At 56.5% G+C, this 12,363-nt stretch carries 11 protein-coding genes; 6 read left to right on the forward strand and 5 right to left on the reverse strand.

Annotation, left to right across the window (positions count from 1 at the left end):
- Positions 1-96 precede the first annotated feature (96 nt).
- Positions 97-768, reverse strand: coding sequence for an ABC transporter ATP-binding protein (locus tag ACQZ6F_RS01355; RefSeq protein WP_449095712.1), 672 nt, complete (start codon positions 766-768; stop codon positions 97-99).
- 59 nt (positions 769-827) lie between these two features.
- A complete protein-coding gene (locus ACQZ6F_RS01360; protein WP_449096321.1) occupies positions 828-2,033 on the reverse strand; it encodes a capsule biosynthesis protein in 1,206 nt (401 codons plus the stop codon).
- Positions 2,034-2,374: 341 nt separating this feature from the next.
- On the opposite strand from ACQZ6F_RS01360, the gene ACQZ6F_RS01365 reads away from it, so the two are divergent.
- The 5 genes from ACQZ6F_RS01365 (at position 2,375) to ACQZ6F_RS01385 (ending at position 8,494) form a co-directional block, all read left to right on the forward strand.
- On the forward strand, positions 2,375-2,665 hold the full coding sequence (locus ACQZ6F_RS01365) for a hypothetical protein (protein ID WP_449095714.1): 291 nt from the start codon (positions 2,375-2,377) through the stop codon (positions 2,663-2,665).
- 20 nt (positions 2,666-2,685) lie between these two features.
- On the forward strand, positions 2,686-4,806 hold the full coding sequence (locus tag ACQZ6F_RS01370) for a capsular polysaccharide biosynthesis protein (protein ID WP_449095715.1): 2,121 nt from the start codon (positions 2,686-2,688) through the stop codon (positions 4,804-4,806).
- A complete protein-coding gene (locus tag ACQZ6F_RS01375) occupies positions 4,803-6,179 on the forward strand; it encodes a glycosyltransferase family 4 protein (protein WP_449095716.1) in 1,377 nt (458 codons plus the stop codon). The genes ACQZ6F_RS01370 and ACQZ6F_RS01375 overlap by 4 nt, the downstream gene beginning before the upstream one ends.
- Positions 6,180-6,256: 77 nt before the next feature.
- A complete protein-coding gene (locus ACQZ6F_RS01380; protein WP_077468199.1) occupies positions 6,257-7,309 on the forward strand; it encodes an FkbM family methyltransferase in 1,053 nt (350 codons plus the stop codon).
- A gap of 93 nt (positions 7,310-7,402) precedes the next feature.
- Positions 7,403-8,494, forward strand: a complete 1,092-nt coding sequence (locus ACQZ6F_RS01385) for a DUF6270 domain-containing protein (protein WP_449095717.1) — start codon at positions 7,403-7,405, stop codon at positions 8,492-8,494.
- 31 nt (positions 8,495-8,525) lie between these two features.
- Here the strand turns inward: ACQZ6F_RS01385 and ACQZ6F_RS01390 are convergent, their stop codons facing one another.
- Positions 8,526-9,383 (reverse strand): ABC transporter permease, encoded by an 858-nt coding sequence (locus tag ACQZ6F_RS01390; protein ID WP_449095718.1) that lies wholly within the window; start codon positions 9,381-9,383, stop codon positions 8,526-8,528.
- Positions 9,384-9,499: 116 nt separating this feature from the next.
- Here ACQZ6F_RS01390 and ACQZ6F_RS01395 point away from each other — a divergent pair, with 116 nt between their 5' ends.
- The gene (locus ACQZ6F_RS01395; RefSeq protein WP_449095719.1) at positions 9,500-10,711 is read left to right on the forward strand and encodes a capsule biosynthesis protein; all 1,212 of its coding nucleotides are present in this window, start codon (positions 9,500-9,502) and stop codon (positions 10,709-10,711) included.
- Between the two features lie 42 nt (positions 10,712-10,753).
- Here the strand turns inward: ACQZ6F_RS01395 and ACQZ6F_RS01400 are convergent, their stop codons facing one another.
- Positions 10,754-11,518 (reverse strand): tetratricopeptide repeat protein, encoded by a 765-nt coding sequence (locus tag ACQZ6F_RS01400; protein ID WP_449095720.1) that lies wholly within the window; start codon positions 11,516-11,518, stop codon positions 10,754-10,756.
- Positions 11,519-11,586: 68 nt separating this feature from the next.
- Positions 11,587-12,330, reverse strand: coding sequence for a hypothetical protein (locus ACQZ6F_RS01405; protein WP_449095721.1), 744 nt, complete (start codon positions 12,328-12,330; stop codon positions 11,587-11,589).
- Positions 12,331-12,363: the final 33 nt, after the last annotated feature.

Genomic DNA, 12,363 nt, shown 5'->3' on the forward strand with positions numbered 1-12,363 from the left:
CTTCTGCTCACCCTTCCCTGATACTGTATCACTTTGGAGACGTGGCATGCCGCACCGTGCGCAGCCTTCGAAGCCAACAGCGCAAAAACGGCATATCTACAATGTGGAGTAGATTCTAAATGCCGCTTCAATGTCATGAAAGACGCGACCGCGGCCCTTTTTTAGCACAAGTGCCGAGCTGCAGAGATCGGCAATCACGTTGAGATTGTGTCCCACAATGATCATGGAACGATCTTTGCGTTTAACGAAGAGCTCCTCGAACGAGCGAGTCTGGAAGCGTTTGTCACCGACTGCGAGCACCTCATCGATGAGATAGCAATCGAAATCGATGGCAAGGGACATGCCAAAAGCCAGCCGCGCGCGCATGCCCGATGAATATGTTCTGATGGGCATGCGCAGGTATCGGCCCAGCTCACTGAACTCGTCGACCTGATCCCTAATTTCGGCAAACGGCTTGTTGTAGATTCGCGACAGGAAGCGCATGCAGTCAAACCCCGTCATAGAACCGCCGAAGCCGCCGCTCAGGGCAATGGGCCATGACATCGACATGTTGCGGACCACTTTGCCGGAGGTTGGCTCTTCTATGCCGGCGATCATGCGGACAAGTGTCGACTTGCCGGCACCATTATGCCCGAGAACGGCGATCTTCTCGCCACGACCGATCTTGAAGGTCAGACCGTCGAGCACCCGGTGCATGCGGCCGTTCACTTCGTATTCCTTGACGAGATCGAAGACGCCGACGATCCCATCCTCCTGTTCCGGATTCAAATTTTGTGGCGCCGGCGCATTAGACGATACGAACTGCGAAAGACTGGAAGGGAGACCACTCATTGCTGCGCCGCGTGCTCGTAGACCTGATTGATAAAAAAGCGCGTGATCCAGAAGCATGCAAAGCAAATGGCCAGCAGCATCGAGAATGCCACGATACGCTTCGGGTAAAGCGCATGATCCGGCAGGTTCGGGTCAGCGATTCGTTCCAGATACAATTGCTGCCGCTGCGCATCGATTTTCGCGTTTTCAAGGGAGACCGTGGCCGAAGTCAGCATCTTGGCTGCCATCTCCCGCTCCAGCAGAAGCTGTTCATATTGCGCGATACGCGGGGCCATCGACCCGTCATTGCCAACGATGTGTGCTCTTTCTTCGCTGATCTGACGCTCCATCGCAGTCACTCGTGCCCGCAATGCTTCCCCTTGGGGACTTTGCGGCGCCTGTTCGTCAAGAGCGGCGAGGCGCGTCTTGCTTGCGGCCAAATCGTCCGACAGCCGAGCAATCATGTCGAGCGCCGCTGTCGATTGCTTCGTCGGATCGACGAGCGATTCGCGATTGCGAAAATCCGTCAATGTCTTCTGCATGTTCGATAGCCTGACCTGGCTGTCGCTCACCTCGACCTGCGCATAGCGTATGGCATCAGCCCTGGCGCGATCGTTAAGACGATTGATGAGTTCCTCGGCATGCTGAACCAATGCACTTGCGAGCCGCTGGGCATCGTCCGCCCGAAAAGCCCGCACGCTCAGTGTTGTAACGCCGCTACCCGTATCCGTGCGAATATTGATGATATCGAGATAGTGCTTGAACAGCCCCTCGCCGTTGGCCTCGCTCCAGGACAAGGGGTAACGGCTGAGGAAATCCGCCTCGGGGCGCGAAAGTTTTTCCTTAAGTCCGTCCTTCTCGACAAGCGCGTCGACGGCCGCTCGGGATTTGATGAATTGAGTGACGATATAGCTGTCGTCCTGGGCACGGACAAAACCTGTGCTTTGAAGGAAGCCGCTCAGCAGGCCCGCACTATTCCGGTTCGGGCTACGCACGACAAACTGCGTTTCGGAAATATATTGATCGGCGCAGATGAAGCCGTAGTAGATGCCTCCGAGCAAGCCCGGAATGATGACCATCACAATCAGCAGTAATTGCGAACGCATCCATTTCGCAATCGATTGCGGCCACGGAAGCGGCCGGCCAATAACCACGCTGGAGGAGCGCGCCGTTACCAACGTAACGAAATCCGCAAACTCTCTGTTGTTCTCGATGCGGCTCATTTGAAGACCATCAAATCTCTCTCTTCGAGAAAAGCCGGAGCCTTTCACCGGTATTTTCTGGCTCTCCGCAGGATGCTGGAAACTCAGCTGTGCGTCGCATTTCCAACTGCATGTACAACATCTGAGAAGCCTTTATTTTTGGCAAAGCTTCCACATATATCCTTGATTTGTCAAATATAATTCTCAACATCGTAAAATTTAATCTCGCCAAGTAAGAATAGATGGAAAACTGTCGCAATTAATACTTTGGCGACGCGATCCGTATGGCGAGGCGAAATTGTGGCGGCGATAACTGCCATTCTATTAGCAATCTCTCTCATTACTGGCTCAAGGAATTCGGAATGGGAAAGCTCGGGGATGTCTCCAACCATGGCAACGATATCGCCCAGCCGCATCGCCGGGCGCAGTGGCCACTTTTCGGTCGGCTCCTGCCCTGGATCGGCACTCCATTCATTCCAAAGCTCGGCTTCTTCTTGGCGAAAATCCTGATCGACGGTGCTTTACACTGCCGCGATCGCAGCCGAAGCGTCCAGACACAGCTTCCCGTCCCCCGGGGAGCGATTCCTCTCTTGCTGCCCGCGGAAGCGCGGCGCCGGCGCCATCTGCGCCTTGGCAACTACAACCGCTTCTGACCAGGGCATTGGGGGGATTTATGTATTCTGATTTGACGATTTCTTCCCAGGCGATGCCGCCCTCATCCGCGGATCGACAGGCACGTGCGTCCTGGTTGCCTCCCGCCAATTCACGGCTGCTCGCATTTCTTTCGACCCGTCAGCATTTTCCGCTGATCGGTGCTGCGATCTCTGCATCGCTGCGGCCGATCGAATTGGCTATGGGGGCCGCAGACGGTGTCGTCGGGTGGGGAGGAAGACCTCATGCTCGCCTCGCTCATTTTTATGCGCGCATTCACCGGCTTCCATTCTGGGCTGTTGGGGACGGATTCCTGCGATCGGTCGGCGGCGATCCTTCGGCACCTTCGGTTTCCATGGTCACCGATGATCTCGGCATCCATTTCTCCGCTCATGGCCCCTCCCGCCTCGAAGCGCTAATTCAAAGCGAGCTTTGCGATAGCGACCCTGAACGCGCGCGGAACCTCCGGCAATGGATCGTCCACGAGAGGCTTTCCAAGTACAATCACTTGCCGGAAGGGGTCGTATCGCTGCGCCGGAGCAGCCACAAACGCATATTGCTTGTCGATCAGGTGGTGGGCGATCGTTCCGTTGAAGGCGCTGGCGCCGACGCAGCCACATTCAAAAGAATGTGGACCGCTGCCCTGGCCGAGAAAAATGCCGACATCATCATCAAGAGCCATCCAGACGTGGTTGCGGGACGTGCCAGAGGTTTCCTCGCTCCGCACGCCCATGGCGGTCGGGCACAGCTTATTGATAGTGCCGTTTCTGCCCATTCGGTGCTGGACGCAGTCGACGAGGTCTGGACAGTATCGAGCCAGCTCGGGCTGGACGCACTCCTCCGGAAAATACCGGTCACCACCTTCGGCATGCCGGCCTACGCCGGGTGGGGTCTTACAGAGGATCGCGCCGAAGGTACGGTGGCGATCGCCACGCGAGCGCGTCGCAAACGGCGCGTGAACATTGACGAGTTCGCGGATGCTGCATTCCTTCAATATTCACGATACGTCGATCCGGTATCGCGTCGTTCGATCGCCGCCGAGCAGGCTGTCGATCGGCTGCTGGAATGGCGCAGCCGTGCGCAATCGCTTTCCGGCCGTTATCTTTGTGTGAATTTCTCGCTGCACAAGCGCTCGGTCATGCGGCGCTATCTGACCGGACCACGATCACAGGTTCAGTTCGCCACCAATCCGACTGCTGAGCAGATTGCAGATGCCGACACTATCGTCCTTTGGGGGAATACGCCGCCTCCGAAGGAAAGCATGCTGTTGAAACAGGGCAAGAGATTGCCGATCGTTCGCATCGAAGACGGCTTTATTCGGTCGGCGGGACTCGGCACCTCGCTAGTGCCCCCCTCCTCTCTATGCTTCGACGCCGAAGGCATTTATTTCAACGCATCCGCTCCGAGCCAACTCGAAACGATCCTGAATGAAACGAACTTCGACGCCGCTCTCCTCGAGCGCGCCAAAAGCCTTCGTCAAGCCATCGTTTCGATGGGCATCACCAAATATAACCTCCCCCCGCAACCGGCTCCTGATTACAGGGCTTTGGCCGAAAAACGTGCCATCGTTCTCGTTGCCGGGCAGGTTCCGAATGACGCCTCCTTGCGGTTCGGCATGCCGAGCCATGCATCCGACATCGAATTGTTGAGAGCTGTCCGGCGTCTCAGGCCCAATGCATTCATCCTCTACAAGCAGCATCCGGATCTCCTGGCGAAGGCAGATCAGTCAGACTTGCTGTCGCCAATAGAAGTTGCGGACCTCGTCATCGGCAATGTCGATCTGAATCAGCTCCTGAGCGTCGTCGACGAAGTTCATGTCGCAACGTCACAGATCGGCTTCGAGGCCCTGCTGCGGGAAAAGCCGGTTTGGTGTCATGGTTTGCCATTTTATGCCGGCTGGGGTCTTACGCACGACAGCGTGGTCTCGCTTCGGCGCAAACGCATGTTGAGCCTTGATGGCTTGGTTGCCGGCTCGTTGATCCTCTATCCGCGCTACTGGTCGAACATCACGAATCTGCCTTGCAGGCCCGAAGACGTCGTTGCCGAGCTTTACAACGCTCGGCTGGGCACCGCACCCAATCCGTCGCGTCGTCGATTGTTGACGCAGATCATCCACATGCTTGACACGAGAAAATCGCGATGAACCCGATTGTAATGGATATCTCGCGATTGATGGAACGGGCGCATTGCTCGACACCGACAGGCATTGACCGCTATGAGCTGCACTATGCAGATTGGCTGAACGAGCGTCGCAAACGCGTTTTGCCGAGGCATGATTCCAAACAACCGCAATCGCCCTGGTTTGTCGAAACCGGCCACCATGGGGCAATCTCCGTCGCGACCGATCGGGCCGATCGGCTGGTATCGATGCTCAACACGCGCTGGGCGTCGACCGAGGTATCCGCTTCTCAGGCAGTTCTGCTCGAGCGAATATTTGCCGCCATTGACGGCAAGATCCGATGGGAGATATCCGCAGAACTAAAGGCTGGTGAGGCTCAGTCTCAAAGGCTTCGCAAGATCGCGCATGTCGTTGCCAATCACTTCGCCCAAGGCGTGGCGCTCCCCGGCAGCGCATCTTTCGTGCACGTATCTCACAGCCGCCTGGAGCGAACATCCGCCTTTTCCTGGCTCGGAGAGACCCGCAGGAATAGCGTCTTCTACGTCCACGATCTCATTCCTCTATCTCATCCTGAATTCGTGCGACCCGAAGAGCCGGAACGGCATCGCCGCCGTATGGAAACGGTATTGCAGCACGCCAGTCTCATTCTGTGCAATTCGCAGGTGACGGCACGTGCCTTGCGCACTTTCGCGCAAGAAAACAACAAGAGGCTGCCCTCCATCGCCGTGCTGCCGCCGGGCGTCGAGCAATGCTTCCAGGGGGCGATCGATGATTTCGCCCTTCCCCAAAAGCCGTATTTCGTGGCGATCGGCACGATCGAGCCGCGCAAGAACCACATGTTGCTCCTTCGCCTATGGCAGCACCTGGCCGAACGCGATGGCCCCAAAGCGCCACCCTTGGTGATCGTGGGTAAGAGAGGGTGGGAAAACAGCCATATCCTGGCGATGCTGGAGCGCTGCCCTGCCCTGCCGGGGCTCGTCATCGAGGTGCCCGGCTTGGAAGATGCCGCCTTGGCACGGCTGGTGGCCGGAGCTGCGGCTCTGCTCTCACCGTCCTTTGCGGAAGGTTATGGGATGCCGATTACCGAGGCACTCGCTCTGGGCACGCCGGTTGTCGCGTCCAACATCGCTGCGCACCGCGAGGCCGCCGCCGGTCAAGCGGCAATTTTCCTCGACCCCCTCGACGGGCTGAGCTGGAGAGCCGCCGTAGACATGATCGCTGCAGCCCGGCAACACCGAACCAGACCAAGCTTTGCGACGGGATGGGACACGCATTTCGACGACTTGGAAGCATTGATCGAAGCCGACTTTTCGGCACGGCGCTATGCAGCACAACGAGCGCCACAACGCATGCGGGTACTGCTATCCGGCTCAACCCTGCGGCGATCGACGACATGACGATGGAAAATAACAATACAGACGCAACAAGGGATCAGAATTTATCTGGATCGTCTGCAGGACGAAGGGGCAACAAAGTGACGAGTTTTTACGATATCGAGAATTGTTACAAGTTTATCCTTGGCCGCCCGATAAACGAGGATGAGCGCAATGCGATCGGGCAAAATTTGCTGCAGCTCACGGACATTCCGCTCGCCGAACATCGCAGGCGTTTTCTCAGCTCCAATGAATTTCACGAGCGTCACGGTGAGCTGATTTTCGACAATTTTGTACCGAGGTCGATCTTCGTGCTATTCGAAACGAGATACAATTTCAAATTGTATCTCGATCTTCGCCAATACCATATTTCATTCGGCATCATGAACGGCGAATACGAGAAGTTTGATATCGATCTCGTCAAGGCGATCCTCCCCGACAACGGTCAGTTGATCGATGTCGGCGGCAATGTCGGCTATTATTCGCTTTCCGCGGCGGCGCATCCATCCTTCAGGGGCACAGTGCTTGCCTTCGAGCCGCTGCCCAAGCTTTGGGATCTGTTCAACCGCTCCATTATGGAGAACGGTTTTGAAGATCGTGTCAGCGTTCGGCAGCTCGCGCTGGCGGATGCTCCGGGAGAACTGCAGCTCAACGATGCCGAAAACACGGTCAACGCCGGTGCGACGCGACTTGTTACGAATGCGGCAGACAACAGGGTTGGCCGGATGACGAAAGTCGAGACGCTTGATCACGTCATCGGCAATCTCAGGCCAGATGTCATGAAAGTCGATATCGAGGGTGCGGAAGGTTTGTTCCTGAAGGGCGCTCAGCGAACCATAACGGCACACAAGCCATCTCTGCTGATGGAGATCAATCGAGACATGCTTGGAGTACTCTCCAAAACCTCGCCAGGTGCAATTTATCGCCACCTTTCGGAACGTGGCTATCATATTTGGACAAGCGAACAGAAACAGCTGACGCAGATCGCAACAGCTGATGAACTCGACGAGAATTTCCCCGTCGGTGCGGTGGCGAATATTCTGGCTGTCCATGGAGATCGTACTGACGAAGTCGGCGAGCGCGTGCAACGCCTCGGGCTGACCTTGAGGCCAGCAAAAGCCAAGCGACAACGCGTGAAGGAGGCAGCTCTCTAAACAATAGTCTTTGAACAATATGGCCGTGATTTGAAGAGCTGACGCGCTTGGCGTCCGTCATGGAGACCTTATTGAGCAAGGCGGGGCAATGACATGAGTGAGATCGCGTACTACGGCTCGTGCCCGAGCGAGGAATTCGTCAAATACGCATTCCCCGATAGCAAGATCACGTTCTTCTGCTACGGAATAAACGTTGCCAGCTTCATGGATGACCGGAAAGTCACCATCAAAGCCATCGAGGCTTGGCCGGAATCGATCAAAAAACGACTGAGATTCGAGGCACGGAAAGGTTTCTGCGGCCGATTGAAGAAAGCCGCGCCAAAAACTCTCGTCATTGATTTCAGCCGGGTCACGCGCGCCTCGTTGATGCGCTACAAGAACACTCTGCTGACGGTGCCTTACGAACTCCTGGAAGCCGCACCAGATTTACAGCGCGATGCTTTCAGCATTCTAACGGTCATTCCTTTCGGCAACCGCGAATTTTGGACCCTTGTTGTCGACGCGATGCGGAAATTCTGTGACTTCGTCATAAAAGATCTGCCTGAAACCGAGGTTATCCTTCTCGATGCTCCGCCCACTGCCGACTATCGCGGGGCGCTCATCGATAGCAATACATACATGGTGGATTTTTGCCGCTGGCAAATGCGCTATCCGATGTCTCGCATGCTCATCGACTATTGTTTAGAGCGCATCAAGAACAGCCGGGTGTTGGCGCCGTCGCTTCACCTCTATTCCGACGATACCGCCCTATACGGGCCTGCGCCCATGCATTATTCGGAGAATGTCTGGAAGGAAATAGCGGCGCAATTTCACACTGACGGCGGTTTCGAGGGGTTGCCTCGCTCAAGCGATCTGGTTTCCACGCTCACCAACTACTCGGGACTGATGGATGCCTTCACCACGACCGCACTATCGAACCAGAACCTGCAGCGGTTCAGCCTCGATATTCTGCATGGAGCCTTGCCTTATCTTTTCGCCAGGATAAGCAATCCTGCCGAAAACCATTTTGGCGATCCAGTCGATTCACACGATGTCGTAGCGGCCTTTCGCTGGATCCTAGGGCGCGAGCCTGAGTCGGCCCTGACCTTCCTCAATCACTATGCTCTCCCCAATCGCAGGGAGTTGCGTGAAACGCTGCTACGGTCCTTCGAGTTTCAGAGTCAGGTCCCCCTCTATGCCAGGTAAGGGCGCTCCCCAGGACCAGACGATCGCTGTCCTATTCGAACTTTATATGGTTGCGCGCCTGGTTGACCAGGAAGAGGCCGATGACCGTGGTGAACAGGCAAACTTTGGTGATGAAGCCAAAATCGTAAAAGGTTTCAACGGTATCGCCGAACATGCCGGCGCGAAACAGTTCGAAGCAGTGAACGGTAGGGACATAAAGCGCGAGCCTCTGCAATCCGCTTGGCAGCCAGGCCACCATGAAGAACATGCCGCCAATTGGCAGCGTGAGGTACTGGAACGGCGAAATGAATTTATCCACAAATTCAAAGCGTTCGGAGGCGGCCGCGAAGATCAGCCCTACGCCGAAGGAAAACCAGGACATGTACAGCCAGCCCGCCAAAAGCAAACCGAGATCGTGATATGGCGGTATGAAGCCCGCCAAACGGACAATCGTGTAGACTACGATCAGAGCTGCCGTCGTGCCGGCGATCTCCAAAAGCGCACGCGCAATCAATGCGTCCGCAAGACGTATCTGCCGGTGATACATCAAGGGCAAGTTCTGGCGCAGACACGAGACGGCATGCCCGCTTATGTGGCGCCAGAGCGTCAGGGGCATGTAGCCGCTCAAAACAAAGCCGGCGATCGTCAACCCGTGTGCGCCATGATCGAGCAGAGTCCAGGTAAACATGACGCCGCCGGTCAGGATCATCGGCTCCAGGGCCAACCACAGAAAGCCTATGTTTTCTCGCCCGTAGCGGATCAGCATCTCACGCATGATCAACGCCCCGAGAACCCGCGCTTGGATCTTCAATCCAGTGACGAACTGCGAACGGGCATGGGAGTTGTTCGGCATCGTATTCATTCGGAGGGCTCCAGTTCCGCAGGTGGCCCGTACCGGACCGCCGCTCAACGATACTGTCGAAGGCTGCCCACTCAATCTTCATTGCGTCAGTTTTGGACAGTTACCGCAACGGATTCATGCATGACGGCTTACAATCGCAGGCAATCAACAGGAAGGGTACAGACATGGCTCTTATAAACTCCGAGGCCAAGGGCAAGGAGCTCGATGGAAAGCCGGGCCGGCAGCCGTTCCGCAAAGCGATTGCGCGATCCTTCACCACGCTTCCGAAGGCAAAGAAGCGCCGCAAAGGCACCAGTCGGCTTGCCATCTACGGACTTGTGGTCATCGTACCCACTTTGATTGTCAGCGGCTATTTCGCTTTCGTTGCGGCACCGATCTATGTATCGGAAGCGTCTTTCGTCGTGCGCATGGCGGCGCCACCATCATCTAACGTCTTCGGCTCCCTGCTGCAGAACAGTGGCATAACCCGCTCGCAGGACGACACCTTCTCGGTGCAGGAATATATCCGCTCGCGACAGGCGTTGAAGGAGCTTGGGGATCGACTTCCCGTGCGGGCCATTTTCGGCAGCCCACAAGCCGACTGGCTGACGCGGTTTCCGCGATTCTGGGAAAGCAACAGCGAGGAGGAACTCTACGGCTACTATTCGGATCGAGTCTCCGTCATCCACAATGACACCACCGGCATCACTGTGCTGCGCACAACCGCCTTTCATGCACAGGACGCCGCCGATCTGAACAACACGCTGTTGACGCTCGGCGGGGATCTCCTCGACCGCTTGAACGATCGTGCGCGTGGTGATGCCGTTCGCTTCGCCGACAAAGAAGTGCAGGAGGCACAACAGCGTGTCATCGATGCCCAGAAAAATATAACGAACTTCAGAAACAAGGAGTTGATGATCGACCCGAATGCCAGTTCCCTATCGATGGTCGATCTCATTACCGGTCTGAGTGCAGAACTGGCCAATACCAGCGCTCGCCTCGCTGAAACACGCAAGACCGCGCCCGACAGCAACTCCATCCCTTTCCTGACGAGCCAGATAGCCGCACTGGAGCAGCAGATCGAGAACGAACGCTCGAAGATGGTGGGTTCCGACAGTTCCGTCGCACCTAGGATTGCTGATTACGAGAGCCTCGTTCTCATGCGGGAATTTTCCAACAAGGCACTCATGTCGGCACTGGATTCGCTGGAGGCTGCCAGGGCGGATGCACGCCGGCAACAGCTTTATCTGGAAATCCTGGTGCCGCCGCATCTGCCAGATGAGGCGGAGATGCCCTATGCGCTGAAGAACATCCTCGTGGTCTTCCTGTCGCTGAGCCTTGCTTATCTTCTGGGTTGGCTGATGGTTACCGCCATCAGGGATCATGAAAGTGGCTGAGTATGGCGCCAGCCGGGCTCACGCCATACGGCGATGCCGCCCTTAATTGGGATGCCAGAAGCAGGTATATATCTGCGCCATGCAAGCGCGAATTTCCTGTCCGGAAATCGAATCCGGGGGAGTATGGCCGTAGAGATCAAATTCGGCCTCTCGTGCCCGGATATAATGGCGCAAGGCGGATTCGATATCCCGCATCGCCTTGTAAAGATGCGCTGTCTGTATCTCGACATCGATCACTGCAGCCGGATCGCGGCCTTTGGCATACTCGCGATAAACATTGTAGAGCTGCAAGGCTTCGTCGAAATCACCGGTTTCCTTGGTAACGTTCGCATAGACGGCGATCAGGTCGTCTTCACCGTTCTCGACCACCAGTTCCCGCAGTTCGGCACGCGCAAGCTGCCAGCGCCTCGCCTCGACGAGTTCCATGGCTTTGCGCCGCTTGAGCTCGACATCGGTGCGCGAAAACCGCCGGCGGGCAGCCTCCGTATGTTGGGTTATCTCAGCATCATTTGGCGCAAGCGCATGGGCGCGATCGTACCATTGGAGTGCTGCTTCGAGATTGCTCATACGATTATAGAGGTGGCCGAGCTGTAGATGAATCTCGGCATCGTCGGGTTCCTCTTCGAGGAAATGCCTGTAGGCTTCGAGGGCCGCTTCGTAATCGCCACTTTCCTTGTAGGCATGCCCGAGCTGCACAAACAACCCGAGCCGACCAGGCTGCTGCTCGACTGCCTGCGCGTAATAATAGGCGGCAGTCGCCCAATCCTGTCGATCTCGCGCTGCATCGGCCTCGGCCAGAAGATTCACCGGCGCCTTATTTTCTGTCGCCGCCTGGCCGACGCGAAGAAGCGTTGATGCAAATCGTAGCTCTCGTATCATGATATTTGCCGCATGGAGATATTGCGGGGACGCAACCAGGAATCTTCCGGGCTGCGTTCGTGAATGCGAATTCGCAACTCGAGGAAGCGATGCTCCCGCTTGATGGCAACGCACACCGTCCCCGAAAAGGAACCAACCAGCGTCATGGCCTGAAGTACATCAAGGCCTGAATTGGCGACGATTTCGATATCCAGCTTTGCTGTCTGCGGCTGGATGAGATCGAGATCGAGCAGCCAGTCTCCATCTGCGAAACTGCGTTTCGGACCTGTCAGCAGCCAGCCCGGCTGGACGCTCCAATTGCCGTCATTGATTTGCAAAGGCTGGCGCATGAGGTCGGGACCGATCATCCAGCCAATATTCTCGACCTCGCGCACGAAGACGACCATCGCCTGTCCGTCTGTGTTGACCAGCAGTCCGGAGGGAGTGATGCTTGCATTCGAGAAATCGGCAGTTTCCCGCACCTCGTTTTCGCTGTCGGGCAGCAATGTATCCCAGTAAGCGGTTTGGCCATCCCGGCGGGCGATGGCGACGATTCTCTTTACGACTGCGGTGCGGGTAAGAACGCGCCGCCTGAGATCGAATTCCAATTCCAGCCGTTCGGCCGAGGTCGGATCTCTGCCGCAGATTCGCGAAAAGGCGAAACGCAGGAAGGCACTATCATCCTCACGCGCGAAACGAACGAAATTCTCCACCATGGCGAATTGATCGGGCTCTCGTCGAAGTGCCTGCACGCTGGACAAACTGCTCACCTGAGATGGCACTGGACGACGCGC

The organism is Rhizobium sp. A22-96 (assembly GCF_053521805.1).